At 60.9% G+C, this 17392-nt stretch carries 8 protein-coding genes; 3 read left to right on the top strand and 5 right to left on the bottom strand.

The features are described 5' to 3' along the window. Nucleotides 1–29: 29 nt before the first annotated feature. Nucleotides 30–2000 (top strand): peptidase U32 family protein, encoded by a 1971-nt coding sequence (locus ACZ5SR_RS08545; protein WP_464448336.1) that lies wholly within the window; start codon nucleotides 30–32, stop codon nucleotides 1998–2000. 10 nt (nucleotides 2001–2010) lie between these two features. On the opposite strand, the gene ACZ5SR_RS08540 is transcribed toward ACZ5SR_RS08545, so the two are convergent. The 4 genes from ACZ5SR_RS08540 to ACZ5SR_RS08525 form a co-directional block, all read right to left on the bottom strand. After that, nucleotides 2011–2346: a cystatin family protein gene (locus ACZ5SR_RS08540; protein ID WP_464448335.1), complete on the bottom strand. Its 336-nt coding sequence runs from the start codon at nucleotides 2344–2346 to the stop codon at nucleotides 2011–2013. Nucleotides 2347–2365: 19 nt separating this feature from the next. Continuing rightward, the gene (locus ACZ5SR_RS08535) at nucleotides 2366–5764 is read right to left on the bottom strand and encodes a DEAD/DEAH box helicase (RefSeq protein WP_464448334.1); all 3399 of its coding nucleotides are present in this window, start codon (nucleotides 5762–5764) and stop codon (nucleotides 2366–2368) included. 10 nt (nucleotides 5765–5774) lie between these two features. Next, nucleotides 5775–9761 carry a phosphoribosylformylglycinamidine synthase gene (gene purL / locus ACZ5SR_RS08530; RefSeq protein ID WP_464448333.1) on the bottom strand — a complete coding sequence of 1329 codons (3987 nt, stop codon included), beginning with the start codon at nucleotides 9759–9761 and terminating at the stop codon, nucleotides 5775–5777. A gap of 196 nt (nucleotides 9762–9957) precedes the next feature. Next, nucleotides 9958–11301, bottom strand: a complete 1344-nt coding sequence (locus ACZ5SR_RS08525) for an NAD(P)H-dependent oxidoreductase (protein ID WP_464448332.1) — start codon at nucleotides 11299–11301, stop codon at nucleotides 9958–9960. Nucleotides 11302–11503: 202 nt separating this feature from the next. Here ACZ5SR_RS08525 and map point away from each other — a divergent pair, with 202 nt between their 5' ends. Next, a complete protein-coding gene (gene map / locus ACZ5SR_RS08520) occupies nucleotides 11504–12319 on the top strand; it encodes a type I methionyl aminopeptidase (RefSeq protein ID WP_464448331.1) in 816 nt (271 codons plus the stop codon). Between the two features lies 1 nt (nucleotide 12320). Next, nucleotides 12321–14957, top strand: a complete 2637-nt coding sequence (locus tag ACZ5SR_RS08515; RefSeq protein WP_464448330.1) for a [protein-PII] uridylyltransferase — start codon at nucleotides 12321–12323, stop codon at nucleotides 14955–14957. Here ACZ5SR_RS08515 and ACZ5SR_RS08510 read toward each other — a convergent pair. Next, complete coding sequence (locus tag ACZ5SR_RS08510) at nucleotides 14954–17350, bottom strand: YgiQ family radical SAM protein (protein WP_464448329.1); 2397 nt, start codon at nucleotides 17348–17350, stop codon at nucleotides 14954–14956. The two genes, ACZ5SR_RS08515 and ACZ5SR_RS08510, sit on opposite strands and share 4 nt — an antisense overlap. Between the last annotated feature and the right edge of the window lie 42 nt (nucleotides 17351–17392).

Raw genomic sequence — 17392 nt, 5'->3', positions numbered from 1 at the left:
AAAGACACAAGCTGGGATAATCCCAGCCCATGCAGCCTCACTACCTCGAACTCCTCGCCCCCGCCCGCACCTTCGACATCGGCATCGAAGCCATCAACCATGGTGCGGACGCGGTCTACATCGGCGGCCCGTCGTTTGGGGCACGCTCCACGGCGGACAACTCGGTGCAAGACATCGCCAAGCTGGTGCAATATGCCCACCGCTTCCACAGCCGCATTTTTGTCACGCTCAACACCATCTTGCGCGACGATGAATTGGAAGGCGCACGCAAACTGGCATGGCAGTTGTATGACGCAGGCGTGGACGCGCTGATCGTGCAAGACATGGGCCTGCTGGAGATCGACATGCCGCCCATCCAGCTGCACGCCAGCACCCAGACCGACATTCGAACGCCCGAAAAAGCCAAATTCTTGCAAGACGCGGGCTTGAGCCAAATCGTGTTGGCCCGCGAACTGACGCTGCCGCAGATCAGCGCAATCCGTGATGTGATCGACACCGAACGCACCGTGATCGAGTTTTTTGTGCACGGCGCTTTGTGTGTGGCCTACAGCGGCCAGTGTTTCATCAGTCATGCGCACACCGGGCGCAGTGCCAACCGGGGCGATTGCTCGCAGGCTTGCCGCTTGCCTTACGAAGTCAAAGACGCACAAGGCCGAATCCTGGCGCACGACAAGCATGTGCTGAGCATGAAGGACAACAACCAGAGCGAGAATCTGCGTGATCTGGTGGACGCGGGCATCCGCAGTTTCAAGATCGAAGGCCGTTACAAAGACATGGCCTATGTGAAAAACATCACGGCCCATTACCGCAAACTCTTTGACGAAGTGCTGACCGAACGCCCCGAACTGGCTGCCGCTTCGCATGGCCGCACCACCTTCAGCTTCGAGCCCGATCCGAACCAGAACTTCAACCGCGAGTTCACCGATTACTTTGTGCAGGGCCGCAAGGAAGACATTGGCGCGTTTGACACCCCCAAAAACCCCGGCCAGCCGATTGGCTGGGTCAGCAAAGTCATGCCGGAGCATGTTGAGATCACCACCGATGACCCCGCCACCGAGCTGCACAACGGCGACGGGCTTTGCTACTACGACCTGCAAAAAGAACTGGTGGGCTTGCAGATCAACCGCGCCGAGGCCGCCAAAGCCAAGGGGGTGTGGCGTCTGTTTCCCAAAGACCCGATGGACGGCTTCAAAGACTTGCGCCAAGGCGTTCAGGTCAACCGCAACCGCGACATGAGCTGGGTGCGCACATTGGACAAAAAATCAGCCGAGCGGCGCATGGGCGTGTGGATGCAATTGGCCGAAACAAGCAGCGGTCTGCAACTGACCCTGACCGACGAAGCAGGCCACACCGGCACAGCGCAAATGGCCATCGCCTGGCAAGCCCCAAAAGACGCGGCCCAAGCCGAGGACAAACTCAAAACCGCCTTGGGCAAACTGGGCGACACCCTGTTCGAGCCACTCGATGTGCAACTCGCCCTGCCCCGCCCCTGGTTCGTGCCGCCTTCACAGCTCAATGCCTTGCGCCGCGACGCTGTGCAGGCACTCGAAAACGCCCGCACCCAAGGTCTGCACCGCCTGCCGCGCGCGGTGCCGGTGGAGCCGCCCGTGGCTTACCCCGAAGACACACTCACCTACCTGGCCAATGTGTTCAACCAAAAAGCCCGCGACTTTTACGCCAAGCACGGCGTCAAGGTCATCGATGCGGCCTATGAAAGCCAGGAAGAGTTGGGCGAAGTCAGCCTGATGATCACCAAGCACTGCGTGCGCTTTAGCCTCAGCCTCTGCCCCAAACAAGCCAAAGGCGTGACGGGCGTGCAAGGCACGGTGAAGGCCGAGCCCATGCAGCTCATCAACGGCAAAGAAAAACTCACCCTGCGCTTTGACTGCAAGCCCTGCGAAATGCATGTGGTGGGCAAGATCAAAAAGTCGGTGCTCAATGCCGTGCCCGAAAGCCCGGTGCAATTTTACAAATCACGGCCTGTGGTGGGCCTGCACTGATTCACCAGAATCAGTCCAGCCAATCCCAAGCTTGCAGCTTGTAAGTTCCATCCAGCTGCCGCCAAACCTCGGCTTTGCTGTTTCGGGCGGCCCCGTCCAGCGTCACTTCCAGGTTCAGTTCAAAAAGGGTCCCCGCCACCACTTGCTGACGGGCCAGGCTGACCTCTTTGAAAAGCACCCGCGCCTTGTTTTGCACCGCAAAGCGCGCAGCTTCTTGCACATCGGGGTTGAAAGCGTCGGTTGGGGCCCATGCACCCGCCCTGACTTGGGTGGGCGGTACTTCCGAAGGCTTGTCGGGACTGCAAGCACTGACGCAAACCAAAGCCAAGAAAAACAAGACTTTCAACAAAGTCGATTCCAATCTCTCAACCCAACGGTTTGAAGAGTTCGTTCAAGTCCGACTCGCCAAAGAGTGGCTCTTTGCGCTGTACCGCGCCCGCATACATGTCTTGTGCCAGTTGGGCTTTGCGCTCTTGCAGGGCCAGCATGCGTTCTTCAATCGTGCCCTGGGCCACGAGTTTGAGCACCCAAACACTTTGGGTTTGGCCAATGCGGTGGGCCCGGTCGGTGGCTTGGTTTTCCACGGCAGGGTTCCACCACGGGTCGTAATGGATCACGGTGTCGGCCTGCGGCAGGTTCAGGCCCACGCCCCCTGCTTTCAGACTGATCAGGAACAGCGGCACTTGCCCGCTGGTGAACTGGTCAATGATGGCGTCGCGGTTTTTGCTTTGACCGGTGAGTTTGACCCAAGGGATGCCCAAGCGCGGCAGCTCTTGCTCGATCAAGCCCAGCATTTGGGTGAACTGCGAGAACAGCAAAATCTTGCGCCCCTCGGCCACCATCTCGGGCAGCATGTCCAGCAGTTGCTCCAGTTTGGCCGATTGCTGCACTTGGCTGGCCGCGCCCAACTTGAGCAAACGCGGATCGCAACACACTTGGCGCAGTTTGAGCAGCGCATCCAGAATGGTGATTTGAGATTTGGCCAAACCCTGTGCGTTCAGGGCATCGCGCACGGTTTTTTCCATGCCCAAACGGATGGTTTCGTACAGGTCAGCCTGTTGACCTTGCAGCGGCACCGGCATCAGGGTTTCAACCTTGGGCGGCAGCTCGCTGGCCACCACGTCCTTGGTGCGGCGCAGCATGAAGGGCGTGATGCGCTTGCGCAGTTGGTCCATTTTTTTGCTGTTGCCTTGGCGCTCAATGGGGTTGCGAAACAGCTCGCCAAAGCGCTTTTGGCTGCCCAAAAAGCCAGGCATCAAGAAGTGAAAGAGGCTCCACAACTCGCCCAAATGGTTTTCCATGGGTGTGCCCGACAGGCACAGGCGGTGCGCAGCGGGAATGTCGCCCACGGTTTGCGCCGCGTGCGTGTTGGCGTTCTTGATGTTTTGCGCTTCGTCCAGCACCAGCAAGTGCCAGTCAATCGCCATCCACAGCTCACGATCGCGGTGTAGCAAAGAGTACGGCGTGAGGACAATGTCAAAGCCACTCAGGTCTTGCGCGGTCTCATGCCGCAACAGGCCGTGGTGAATGTGGGTTCGCAGACCGGGGCAAAAGCGCGCCGCTTCGCGCTGCCAGTTGCCCAGCAAGCTCACGGGGGCCACGATCAACGCGGGTTGCGTGAGGCGTCCGGCTTCTTTCTCGGTCAGGATGTGCGCCAGCGTCTGCAGGGTTTTGCCTAAGCCCATGTCGTCGGCCAAGATGCCGGCCAATTGATGCGTGCGCAAAAACTGCAACCAGTTCAGGCCCTGCTGCTGGTATGGCCGCAAGATGGCTTGCAATCCAACGGGAACGGGCACCTCGGGCAGTCTTTCAAGACCGCGCATTTGCTGTACCAGATTCATCAGACTCTGAGCGCCCGCCCAGGCTACGCCCTCCCCCAACGAGGCCGCGGTGCGCAGGGCTTCGAGGCGCGACAGTCGCAGCTCATCTCCGCTCCAGTCGTGTCCACGCTCGGAGACCAGCTCCATCAAGGTGGTCAGCCATGGCTCAATTTTGGCAGTGGGCAACTTGACGAAGCCCTCGCCTTGCAGGTCGGGCAGGTACAAATACGGCGGCAAAGCGGCCTTTTCACCCTCGTCAGTCGCGCTGCTGATTTTCGCCAGCGTTGTCAAAATGGTGGGCACCCAAGGCAGGATGTTCACCCGTTTGCCGTCGATGTCCATGCCCAGCGACAAGTCAAACCAAGGCGAGGTTTCTGGCGCTTCCTCGTCACCGGACAAGTCGATGTGCACGTCGTCTGCCTGGCGCAACCAGGGGGTAGCGCCCGAGATGAAGTTCACATCCAGACCCACTTGGCGCAGCGGCGCAAAGTCGTTTTCGATCCACTCCAGCCAGGGCTGCTGCGACTGCTCGGGCGGCAACACCAGCATGTTGGCGTCGAAAGTGACCAGCCCCAAAGCAGCGACCGAATCCCAGACTTTGCGCTCAGTGGGCAGGTCGCGCAGCAACATGCGCGCTTGCAGGCCTTGCCCGACCAGGACGCGGTTTTGGGTACCCGGCCAAAAGCCGCGGTGGCCGTCGTAGTCAAAGGTCAATTCGGCCAAAAAGAGCCCCTGCAAACCACGGTCTGCAGGTTTCACGGGCGCGATGTCGAGCACGGCACGGGGCTTGACGCCGCGGATTTCGGGCATCTTCTGGATCACGGGCGGCAAAGGCACGGGGCCCAAGCGCTCCAGCAATTGGTTTTGGAACTTGAACGCCACGCTTTCGGGCATCACGGGCGAGTTGGACAACACTTGCAGCTCGTTGGCGCTCAGGCCCTGCGTGTCCAATGGGCCACAAAGGCCTTGCACCGTGTCCATGAAAAATGGCGGCTGGTTCAAACCGTACACCACACCTGCGCGCAGCGCTTGCATGCTCAACTGCCAGCCATCGGGCAAGTGGTCTTGGCCCTTAACCTCGCGCCACGTTCCCACCAATGCTTCTGGCGCGTCTTGCCAGCGCAAGGCGATGCCATCGTCCGAGACCAAACGACCGGTTTGGCTGCACAGCTGCAACAACAATTGGCCTGGCATGCCCTGCAGCTTGACCTCACTTTGGAAGCCGTAGGAGCTGAAGCTGCTGGCTGCGGGACAAGCTTTCAAGAGGTCAAAAATATCGCGGTCCAGCGGACTGCTGGTTTGCCAGATCGGGTCGTGCGGTGAAGGTTCGCTGCTCAGCTTTTTGGCTTTACCCCACTCCCCATTGCGCTTTTGTGCGGCGCGTTTCACAGCCAAGTGAAAGACGGGTTTGTAAGCGGTTTGCACCACAGACAGGCTGTAGACAAACTGATCGTGCGTGCTGCCTGGCAAGGTGTAAGCGGCTGGACCGTTGGCGTTTTCCAGGCGTGTCAGCCAGTCACGCACTTGGTATTCGGCGTGGCTCAGGGCCCGCTCTTTTTCCATTTGCGAGCGGCGCTCCAGCGCCTCGGGTGAGGGGCCGTTTGGTCCCCATTCGTTGAGCAGCGCCAAGCCTTGCATGGAGGCCAAGATGCCCAGAGCCGCACCGTGCTTGCAATAACGCCCTACCGGGCAAGTGCAGCCGCTGCGCCACTCGCTCAGGTTGCCGCCCGCGCTGACGCGCAGCTCGGCATTGACCGAATAGGGAAGCACCTCATTGCCTTGCACTTGGCCCTGCAAACGCCAGCCGTCGCCATCGGGCGAAAGCTGTGAAGACAAAACCTTGTCTTGCAGGTACAGCGTGGTACCGCGGGACCAAGCGCCCTGGTCAAAGTAAAAAGCCAGTTGCGAAGGCGGGAACCACTGAGCCGGGTTGTTGGACTTCATGCGGGGCAGCTCAACCCACCCACTTGCGGGCGTTTTGCCACACGCGCAGCCACGGGCTGCTGGAGGCGATGTCGCCACTCGTCCAGCTCATCTGCACATTGCGGAACACGCGCTCGGGGTGCGGCATCATGGCCGTGAAACGCCCGTCGGCGGTGGTCACGGCTGTCAGACCGCCCGCGCTGCCGTTGGGGTTGAAGGGGTATTGCTCGGTGGCCTGGCCGTGGTTGTCCACAAAGCGCATCGCGCCAATGGCTTGCGCTGCGCTGCCCCGGTGTTTGAAGTTGGCAAAGCCTTCACCGTGCGCCACGGCAATCGGCAAGCGGCTGCCCGCCATGCCTTGCAAGAACAGACTGGGCGATTCCAGCACTTCGACCATGGACAGGCGCGCTTCAAAGCGTTCGCTCTGGTTGGTGGTGAAACGCGGCCAGTCTTGCGCGCCAGGGATGATGTCGGCGAGTTCCGCAAACATCTGGCAGCCGTTGCACACACCCAAACCAAAAGTATCGGTGCGGCCAAAGAAGCCTTTGAACTGATCCGCCAGCGCCGGGTTGAAGGTGATGCTGCGCGCCCAGCCAATGCCTGCGCCCAGCGTGTCGCCGTAGCTGAAGCCGCCGCAAGCCACCAGACCCTGGAAGTCGGCCAACTTGGCGCGGCCAGACTGCAAATCGGTCATGTGCACGTCGTGCGACTCGAAGCCCGCTTTGTGGAAGGCGTAGGCCATTTCCACATGCGAGTTGACGCCCTGCTCGCGCAAGATCGCCACCTTGGGGCGCGACAAATTCAGGAACGGCGCGGCCACGTTTTCGGCAGGGTCAAAGCTCAGCGCCACATGCATGCCGGGGTCGCTGGCCTGGCCTGCGGCGGCGTGTTCGGCGTCGGCGCAAGCGGGGTTGTCGCGCTGTTGGCAAATCTTCCAGCTCACGCTGTCCCAGACCTGGTGCAAGTCTTCGAGCTTGGCGGTGAACACCTCTTTGGTGTCGCGCCAGATGCTCAGTTCGCCCACGCCTTTTTGGATGGTCGATTGAGTCGGACGGGTCTTGCCGATCACATGCGTGTGTTTGGACAAGCCGTGTTCGCGCAGGGTTTGCAGAACGTCATTGCGCTCAGCCGTGCGCACTTGCAGCACCACGCCCAGCTCTTCATTGAACAGGGCTTTGAGCGTGAGTTCCTCGCGGCGGGCGCTGACCTGGCCTGCCCAGTTCTTGGCGTCGCCGTGGTCGGCGCGGCTGTCAGAAATGCCGTCGCCCTCGGTGACCAGCATGTCCACATTGAGCGCCACGCCCACATGGCCTGCAAAAGCCATCTCGGCCACTGCCGCCAGCAAGCCGCCGTCACTGCGGTCGTGGTAGGCTAGGATCTGGCCCTTGGCGCGCAAGGCGTTCACGGCGTTGACCAGGCTGACCAAGGTTTGCGGATCTTCCAGATCGGGCACCTGGTCGCCAAACTGGTCCAGGACTTGGCCGAGCACGCTGCCGCCCATGCGGTTGTGGCCTTGGCCCAGGTCGATCAGCAGCAGGCTGGTGTCATCGGTCTTTGCGTCCAGCTGCGGCGTCAAAGTGCCGCGCACGTCAGGCAAGCTGGCGAAGGCGGTGATGATCAGGCTGACGGGTGAGGTCACTTTATGGGTCTGACAATCGGCTTGCCACTGCGTGCGCATCGACAAGCTGTCTTTGCCAACAGGGATCGAGATGTCGAGCGCAGGGCACAGTTCCATGCCCACGGCCTTGACGGTTTCGTAAAGCGCGGCGTCTTCGCCCGGTTCGCCGCAAGCGGCCATCCAGTTGGCCGACATCTTGACGCGGGGCAGCTCAATCGGCGCGGCCAGCAAATTGGTAATGGCCTCGGCCACGGCCATGCGGCCCGAGGCGGCGGCGTTGAGCGAGGCCAGCGGTGTGCGCTCGCCCATGCTCACGGCTTCACCGGCAAAGCCTTGGTAGTCGGCCAGGGTCACGGCCACATCGGCTACAGGCACTTGCCAGGGGCCGACCATCTGGTCGCGGTGCGTCAGGCCGCCCACAGCGCGGTCGCCGATGGTGATCAAAAAGCGTTTGGACGCCACGGTGGGGTGGCTCAGCACGTCGATCACGGCTTTTTGCAAACTCACGCCCGTCAAGTCCATGGCGGGCGACTGGCGAGTGACGGTCTTCACATCGCGGTGCATCTTGGGCGGCTTGCCCAGCAGCACGTCCATGGGCATGTTGACGGGTGATTCGCTGCCTTTGTCTTCCAGCACCAGTTGGCGGTCTTCGGTGGCCACACCGATCACCGCAAACGGGCAACGCTCGCGCTCGCAAAAGGCGGTGAACTGGTCCAGCGATTCGGGCGCGATTGCCATCACATAACGTTCCTGGCTCTCGTTGGACCAGATTTCTTTGGGCGACAGGCCGGACTCTTCGAGCTTGACGGCGCGCAAATCAAAACGTGCGCCTCGGCCCGCGTCGTTGGTCAGTTCGGGGAAAGCGTTGGACAAACCGCCTGCGCCCACATCGTGGATGGCCAAAATTGGGTTGTTCGCGCCCTGCGCCCAACAGTGGTTGATGACCTCTTGCGCACGGCGCTCGATCTCGGGGTTACCGCGCTGCACCGAATCAAAGTCGAGGTTAGCGGCGTTGGTGCCGGTGGCCATGGAGCTGGCCGCGCTGCCGCCCATGCCGATGCGCATGCCGGGGCCGCCCAATTGAATGAGCAAGCTGCCCGCAGGGAATTCGATCTTTTTGGTTTGCTCAGCATCGATCTGGCCCAGACCGCCCGCGATCATGATGGGCTTGTGGTAACCGCGCACCACACCGTCCACAGTCTGTTCGTATTCGCGGAAATAACCCAGCAAGTTGGGGCGACCAAACTCGTTGTTGAACGCCGCGCCACCCAAGGGCCCCTCGGTAATGATCTGCAAGGGGCTCGCGATGTGCTCGGGCTTGCCGCCCGGCTGGTCGCTCAAACCACCCCAGAGTTTGGACACGGTGAAGCCCGACAAACCCGCCTTGGGCTTGGAGCCGCGCCCGGTGGCGCCCTCGTCGCGAATCTCGCCACCCGCGCCGGTGGATGCGCCCGGAAAAGGCGAAATCGCAGTCGGGTGGTTGTGGGTTTCCACCTTCATCAGCACATGGTGCAAGGCTTGTTCGCTCTGATAAGCGGCGCCCTGCCCTGAAGTTTTCGCCACAAAGCGCTCCACCGTGTGGCCTTCCATCACCGAAGCGTTGTCCGAATAGGCCACCACCGTGTGCTGGGGGCTGAGCTGATGCGTGTTGCGGATCATGCCGAACAGACTCTTGGGCTGGGCCACGCCGTCGATGGTGAACTCGGCGTTGAAAATCTTATGGCGGCAGTGCTCGCTGTTGGCCTGCGCGAACATCATCAACTCCACATCGGTGGGGTTGCGCTTCAAACCCGTGAAAGCGGTGACCAAGTAGTCAATTTCGTCTTCTGCCAGAGCCAGGCCCCAGGTCTTGTTGGCTGTTTCGAGTGCAGCGCGGCCACCGCCGAGCACGTCCACATGGTCCATGGGCGCGGGGTCGAGTGCCGTGAACAAAGCAGCTGCCTCATCTCGGCTGGGCATGGCCGACTCGGTCATGCGGTCGTGCAGCACAGCGGCCACTTGGCCCAATTGCTCTGCAGTCAATTTGGCTGTGCTGAGCAAGCCCGACTTCATCACCAAGCGGTATTCGGTCAGGCGCTCCACGCGGCGCACATCAAAACCGCAGTTGTGGGCAATGTCGGTGGCCTTGGAGGCCCAAGGCGAGACGGTACCTAAGCGGGGGCTGACCAAGATCACGGGGCCGTCCACCGGTCCGGCATAGGGCTCGCCGTACGTCAGGAGTGCGGAAAGAGTCTGTTTTTGGGCCTCAGCCAAAGGCGCGGTCGTGGCGACCAGGTGGACAAAACGGGCCGAAATGCCCTGGATTTGCGGCGAAATGGCGGCCAAACGGGGCAAAAGTTGGGCAATTCGAAAGTCGCTGAGGGCGCTGGCGCCTTCAAAAGTCGTGATGTGCAGGGACACGGGGTGGCCTTGTAAAGAGACAGAAAACCGTCATTCCGGGGCCGCTGACTGGGGCTGGCCGGCAAAGGCGATATTTTAACGGTGTAAACCCTGATCTGGAGGAGCGATGGACCGATTCAGGACTCTCTTTTTCAAGAAGCAAAAAGCCGTTCAGCAGATGCAACACGACTTTTTGGTTACCCGGCAAATTGACCGTTCAACCCAGCACCGAAGTCGCTTCCATCTCGCGCCGAATTTTGTAGGCGTGGGTGCTGGTGTCCATGGCCACGTCGTCCCAGGTCAGGCTTTGGCCCTTGGCCACAGGGCGAATGACTTTCACGCCGTGCGCCAAGCCCAGGGGCACGCCGCCCATGCGTTTGGAAGTGGCGGCGGGCAGCAGCTTGCCCCAGACGGTGTAACCGCCCTCGCCGTCCAGCATGTCGCCGGGCTTCAAGTCGCGTTTGGCCGTGGCCACCACGTCGGCGTTCCAGCCGATGGCCACACCGGTGGGTTCGTTGCGCAAGGCGACACTGGCCACACTCACGCCCACTTCCAGGCCAATCAGGTGCCAGCGTTTGTAGAGCGTGAAGTAGCGGCCCGAGGGATCGGTGTGGGCGTTGTACTCCTCAAAGCAGTTCTTGATGTAGTCGGTCTCGGCTTCCACCGTGACCCACACGCCCATGCGGATGTCGTAAGGGATTTTCCGGCCGTCGGTCTCCAAGCTAGAGATGACCTCGACCATGCCCTTGCGCTCGAGCACGCCACCTTCCGAGATCGGGCGGGTGACGTAAGGGATGTCTTCCACACTGGCCGGTGGGTAGAGCAAACCGTTGCTGGGCACGCCCAAACCCGTGGCGTTGGACACGGCGGTGCTTTCAATCGAAGGCTTGGAGCCGTCCAAAAAGCTGTTGAACATTTTGGGGTTGAGGCCCCCGCGCTCGGCTTGTTCGGGCGTGAGGCCGTAATAGCCCCACACAGTTTCGGGGGTGGACTCGCAAAAGTGCGGCAGCCATTTGTGGCCCCGGCCTGCGGCCACGACCGGAAAGCCGCAGGTGCGTGCCCAGTCCACCAAATCGCAAATGAGCGCGGGCTGATCGCCAAAGGCGAGCGAATACACCACACCCGCCAGTTGAGCGCGGGTGGCGAGCAAAGGGCCACAAAACGCGTCGGCTTCCACCGTCACGTTGACCACATGCTTGTGATTCGCGAAGGCTTCCAGGATGTGGTCCACCGCATGCAAGGGCGATCCTGTGCACTCGACGACCACGTCCACCGCCGGGTGGCGCACCAGGCTTTGCCAGTCGTCGCCCACATGGGTGGTGCCGTTTTTCACGGCCTCGTCCAAGCTGCTGGCGGTCAGGCGCTCCGGGTTCCAGCCCACGCGGGCCAGGTTGGCGCGGGCGCCGTCGGGCGACAGGTCGGCAATGCCGACCAAATGCACGCCAGGGGTGCGCGGGATTTGCGCCAGGTACATGGAGCCGAATTTGCCCGCGCCGATCAGGCCGATGCGGATGGGGCGGTTTTCGGCCGCGCGTTGCAGGAGTTTGGCGTGCAGGTTCATACGGAGGCTTTCGGTTCATTCAATCAGGGTGCAGTTCAGCAAGCCATCTGATCCTGCTGATTCTTGAACTCACTTTACCCCCTCCCCGCGGATCTGGGTCGCCGCTGGATCCTCCATCAAGTCTCCCGCGTGACCCACCATCTATAACGGTTGCGTGCCCCTGCCAAAGCACGCAGGATCGCTCAATGGGATAATTAGGCCCATGAGCATAACCATCAAAAACGACCAAGACATCGAAGGCATGCGTGTGGCCTGTCGCTTGGCTGCCGAAGTTCTCGATTACATCGAGCCCTTTGTCAAACCCGGTATCACGACCAACGAAATTGACAAACTCTGCCACGACTACATGGTCAATGTGCAGCAGTGCATTCCGGCCCCCCTCAATTACGCGCCGGGCGGCTACAAGCCCTACCCCAAGTCAATCTGCACCTCCATCAATCACCAGGTCTGTCACGGCATTCCCAACGACAAACCCCTCAAAAAGGGTGACTCGCTGAATATCGACATCACCACCATCAAGGATGGCTGGCACGGTGACACCAGCCGCATGTTCCATGTAGGCGAAGCCTCGATCGCAGCCAAACGTCTGGCCAGCCTGACACACGATGCCATGTGGAAAGGCATCGAACAGGTTCGACCCGGCGCCCACTTGGGCGACATTGGTCACGCGATCCAGAAATTTGCCGAAGGCCACGGCTTTTCGGTGGTGCGTGAATTCTGTGGGCATGGCATTGGCCGAGGCTTTCACGAAGAGCCTCAAGTGCTGCATTACGGCAAGCCTGGCACCCTGGTCGAATTGGTGCCCGGCATGATCTTCACCATTGAGCCCATGATCAACGCGGGCAAACGGGACATCAAGGAAATGGGTGATGGCTGGACCATTGTGACCAAGGACCACTCTCTGTCGGCCCAGTGGGAACACACCGTGCTGGTGACCGAAACCGGGTACGAGGTACTGACCATTTCCGCCGGCATGCCACCACTGCCCGCCTTCATCCAAGACAAAACCACGGCCTGACATGAGCGACCAGGCCCAACAGGCCAGCCTGGCCACCTTGCGTGACACCTACAAACGCGACAAGGCGGCGGTTTTGCAAACACTGGCCAACAGCGGCGCGGCGGTTCGAGGCCTCAAGCAAACCCTGCGGCAGCTGTCCATTTTGGCTGACGGCTTGCTGATCCAGTTGTGGCAAAACGCCGGTTTTTCTCCCGAACTGAGCCTGGTCGCTGTGGGTGGTTTTGGCCGGGCCGAGTTGTTTCCGTCGTCCGATGTGGATGTGCTGGTGCTGCTCCCCGATGGCCAATCACCCGAGCTTTCGCCCGAATTGCAGGAACAGCTGGAGCGTTTCATTGGCAGCTGCTGGGACACGGGTCTGGAGATTGGCTCCAGCGTCCGCACCCTGAACGAGTGCCTCGCCGAATCGGCCAAAGACATCACGGTGCAGACTTCGCTGCTGGAGTCACGGCGGGTGACCGGCAACACGCGCTTGTTCACCGAGTTTCAGAAGCAGTTCCAAGCGGCCATGGACCCGCAGGCTTTTTTGGTGGCCAAAACACTGGAAATGCACCAGCGCCATACCAAGTACGAAGACACGCCCTATGCGCTGGAGCCCAACTGCAAGGAATCACCCGGCGGGCTGCGCGATTTGCAGGTGATTTTGTGGGTTGCCCGCGCAGCGGGTCTGGGCCACAGCTGGGACGAACTGGCCCGCAAAGGCTTGGCCACAGCGCTGGAAGCACGGCAGATCAAGCGCAACGAAGCGCTGCTGGGCCTGATCCGCGCACGCTTGCATTTACAAGCCCGGCGACGCGAAGACCGGCTGGTGTTTGACCTGCAGACCAATGTGGCCGAATCCTTTGGCTACAGCTCTGACGTGACACCCGAAGGGCGTTTGGCCTTGCGTGCAAGCGAAAAACTGATGCGCCAATACTATTGGGCGGCCAAGGCGGTGACGCAGCTCAATCAGATTTTGTTGCTCAACATCGAAGACCGGCTCAAAACCGATCGGGGTGAATCGGTCAGTGACTTCCGCCCCTTGAACGAGCGATTTTTTGAAAAAGCGGGCCTGATCGAAGTGGCCAGCGACGACCTGTACCAAAAGCACCCACATGCCATTTTGGAAACCTTTTTGCTGTATCAGCTCACGCCGGGCGTAAAAGGCTTGTCGGCCCGCACCCTGCGGGCGCTGTACAACGTGCGGGCCATCATGAACGGGCGTTTTCGCGCCGACCCGGTCAATCGGCAGACGTTTTTGCAAATTTTGCAACAGCCCCAAGGCATCATGCACGCGATGCGGCTGATGAACGAAACGTCAGTGTTGGGGCGCTACCTGTGGGTATTTCGCCGCATCGTGGGCCAGATGCAGCATGACCTGTTCCATGCTTATACGGTGGACCAACACATCCTGATGGTGCTGCGCAATGTGCGGCGCTTTTTCATGGCCGAACATGCCCACGAATACCCTTTTTGCTCCCAACTGGCCGCAGGCTGGGACAAGCCCTGGATTTTGTACACCGCAGCCCTGTTTCACGACATCGCCAAAGGCCGGGGCGGTGACCACTCCAAACTCGGCATCACCGAAGTTCGTACCTTCTGTCGCCAGCACTTGGTCGATAAAAACGACGCGCAATTGATCGAGTTTTTGGTGGGCGAACACCTGACCATGAGCCATGTGGCACAAAAGGAAGATCTCAGCGACCCGGAAGTCATCTCCCGGTTTGCCCAACGAGTGGGCAACGAGCGACGCCTGACAGCCCTGTATTTGCTGACCGTGGCCGACATCCGTGGCACCAGCCCCAAGGTGTGGAACGCCTGGAAAGGCAAGCTGCTGGAAGACTTGTACAAATCGACCCTGCGCGTGCTGGGAGGGCGGGCACCTGATGCCAATGCAGAGGTGGAAGCCCGCAAACGTGAAGCCTTGATTGAACTGGCGCGGCAAGCCCAACCGCACGAAGGGCACAAGGCCTTGTGGGACACGCTGGACGTGGGCTACTTCATGCGTCACGACGCCTCGGACATCGCCTGGCATGCGCGCCAGTTGTCGCGCCATGTGGCTCTGCCTGCTCCCGGCCAGCCCCGCACCATCGTTCGGGCCCGCATCTCGCCATTGGGTGAAGGCCTGCAGGTGCTCGTGTACACCCCCGATCAGCCGGACCTGTTTGCACGCATTTGCGGTCATTTTGACCAATCGGGTTTCAGCATCCTGGATGCCAAGATCCACACCACCCGAACAGGCTGGGCGCTGGACACCTTCCAGATCGTCACGTCCATGCTGCCCGAACATTACCGGGAACTGATGACCATGGTTGAGTCAGGCTTGGCGCAGACCCTGGAAAAGCAAAGCCCCCTGCCCGCCCCCACACGCGGCCGGGTGTCACGACGCGTCAAGAGCTTTCCGGTCACGCCACGGGTCAGCCTGCAGCCCGACGACAAAGGTCAGAACTGGCTGCTGAGCATTTCAGCCAGTGACCGCATTGGCTTGCTCTACAGCATCGCCAGCGTCCTTGCCCGCCACGGCATTCACCTGCAGCTGGCGAAAATCAGCACCTTGGGCGAACGCGTCGAAGACACATTCCTGATCAGCGGCGCAGAGTTGCAACAAAACAAGGCTCAAATCGAGATCGAGACCGAGTTGCTGGCGGCCCTGCAGGCTTAACCTTTCTTGCGCGGCGGCAAACCCGTGTGCTGCGTCAGCAACTGCCCCTTCTTGGGTTGTCCCATGCGCTTGGGCGCCGTCGACAAAGACACCGATGCCTTGGCTCCAACTCCCGTGCTGTTTTTGCGGCGGGCGCTCTGATAGCCTTCTTCGGCCAGCGGTTGCCAGTTCGGGATCAGGTGGTGTTTGCCGTTGCCAATCAAATCTGACCGGCCCATGGCTTTCAGGGCTTCGCGCAGCAGGGGCCAGTTGTTGGCGTCGTGGTAGCGCAAAAACGCTTTGTGCAGGCGGCGGCGTTTGTCGCCTTTGACCACGTCCACTTTTTCGCTGTCGCGGGTGATTTTGCGCAGCGGGTTGCGGGTGGAGTGGTACATGGCCGTGGCCGTGGCCATGGGGCTGGGGTAAAAGGTTTGCACCTGGTCGGCTCGGAAGCCGTTCTTTTTCAGCCAGACGGCCAGGTTCATCATGTCTTCGTCGCTGGTGCCCGGGTGGGCGGCGATGAAGTAAGGGATGAGAAACTGCTTTTTACCGGCCTCTTCGCTGTACTTGTCAAACATCGACTTGAAGCGGTCGTAGGTGCCGATGCCCGGCTTCATCATCTTGGACAGCGGGCCGCCCTCGGTGTGCTCGGGCGCAATCTTGAGGTAGCCGCCTACATGGTGCTGCACCAGCTCTTTCACGTATTCGGGCGACTGCACAGCCAGGTCGTAGCGCAGGCCGGAGCCGATCAAGATCTTCTTGATGCCCTTCAAGTTCCGCGCCCGGCGGTACATGTTGATCAGCGGGCCGTGGTCGGTGGTCAGGTTCTGGCAGATGCCGGGGAACACACAACTGGGTTTGCGGCAGGCGGATTCGATCTCGGGGCTGCGGCAGCCCAAGCGGTACATGTTGGCCGTGGGGCCACCCAGGTCAGAGATGACGCCGGTGAAACCTTTGACCTTGTCGCGGATGTCTTCCACCTCGCGGATGACGGATTCTTCGGAGCGGCTTTGAATGATGCGGCCTTCGTGCTCGGTGATGGAGCAGAAGGTGCAGCCGCCAAAGCAGCCGCGCATGATGTTCACGGAAAAACGGATCATCTCCCAGGCGGGGATCTTGGTCGCGTGGTCGTGGCTGCCGTTTTCATCGGCATAGCGCGGGTGTGGGCTGCGGGCGTACGGCAGGTCAAACACATGGTCCATCTCGGCGGTTGTGAGCGGGATGGGGGGTGGTGTGATCCAGACGTCGCGGGCGGTGTGACCTTCGCCATGCGCCTGCACCAAGCAGCGGGCGTTGCCGGGATTGGTTTCCAGGTGCAGCACGCGGTTGGCGTGCGCGTAGAGCACCGCGTCAGATTTAACCTGCTCGTAGCTGGGCAGGCGAATCACGCTTTTGTCACGCGGGGGTACTTTGTGGGTGCCTTTGCCCCGAAGACCAGATGAAAGGGCGGGGTTGGGCACAAAGGTCAGCGGCTGAATGATGGGCTGAATAGCGGCTTGCACGGTGCGGGCTTGGGCCACGGCGGCGGACAAATCGGCTTCAACGTTTTTAGCGTTGTGGCCCTCGGCCACTTCTTTGGCTTCTTCCTCGCGGGCGCAAGTGGCGCCCTGCTCTCGGGCTTGGTCCGAAATCATCAAATACGGGTTGATGTGCGCTTCCACATGGCCGGGGGTGTCCACACTGGTAGAGTCGATTTCGAACCAACCCTCTGGCGTTTCGCGACGCACAAAGGCGGTGCCGCGCACGTCGGTGATCTGCTGCACCGGCTCGCGGGCGGCCAGGCGGTGGGCGATCTCGACAATCGCACGTTCTGCGTTGCCGTACAGCAGCAGGTCGCATTTGCTGTCCACCACCACCGAGCGGCGGACTTTGTCAGACCAATAGTCGTAATGCGCGATGCGGCGCAAGCTGCCTTCGATGCCACCCAGCACGATGGGCACTTCGGGGAAGGCTTCCCGGCAGCGCTGGCTGTAGACGATGGCGGCGCGGTCGGGCCGCTTGCCGCCCACATCACCCGCGGTGTAAGCGTCGTCGGTGCGAATTTTGCGGTCCGCCGTGTAGCGGTTGATCATGGAGTCCATGTTGCCGCTGGTCACGCCCCAAAACAGGTTGGGTTGGCCGAGTTCTTTGAAGGCCTCGGCGCTGGTCCAGTCGGGCTGGGCGATGATGCCGACGCGGAAACCCTGGTTTTCCAGCATACGGCCAATGACCGACATGCCAAAGCTGGGGTGGTCCACATAGGCGTCGCCGGTGACGATGATGATGTCGCAGCTGTCCCAGCCCAGTTGGGTCATTTCGGCGCGGCTCATCGGCAAAAACGGGGCCGTGCCAAAGCGCTGCGCCCAGTACTTGCGGTAAGTGGTCAGCGGTTTGGCGTCGCGCGGAAAGAAAGAGACGTCGGTGAAGGCGTTCATGGGCTAGGTATCGGGGATAACCCGCTAGTGTAGGGGTTTGGG

It is taken from the genome of Limnohabitans sp. TEGF002, assembly GCF_055395845.1.
The sequence above is the reverse complement of the archived record's forward strand: the minus strand, read 5'-3'. Positions and strand labels throughout refer to the sequence as shown.

Coding starts and splice junctions, on each gene's coding strand:
- ACZ5SR_RS08545 (WP_464448336.1), top strand. CDS start 30: ATGCAGCCTCACTACCTCGAACTCCTCGCCCCCGCCCGCACCTTCGAC.
- ACZ5SR_RS08535 (WP_464448334.1), bottom strand. CDS start 5,764: ATGAAGTCCAACAACCCGGCTCAGTGGTTCCCGCCTTCGCAACTGGCT.
- ACZ5SR_RS08525 (WP_464448332.1), bottom strand. CDS start 11,301: ATGAACCTGCACGCCAAACTCCTGCAACGCGCGGCCGAAAACCGCCCC.
- map (WP_464448331.1), top strand. CDS start 11,504: ATGAGCATAACCATCAAAAACGACCAAGACATCGAAGGCATGCGTGTG.
- ACZ5SR_RS08515 (WP_464448330.1), top strand. CDS start 12,321: ATGAGCGACCAGGCCCAACAGGCCAGCCTGGCCACCTTGCGTGACACC.
- ACZ5SR_RS08510 (WP_464448329.1), bottom strand. CDS start 17,350: ATGAACGCCTTCACCGACGTCTCTTTCTTTCCGCGCGACGCCAAACCG.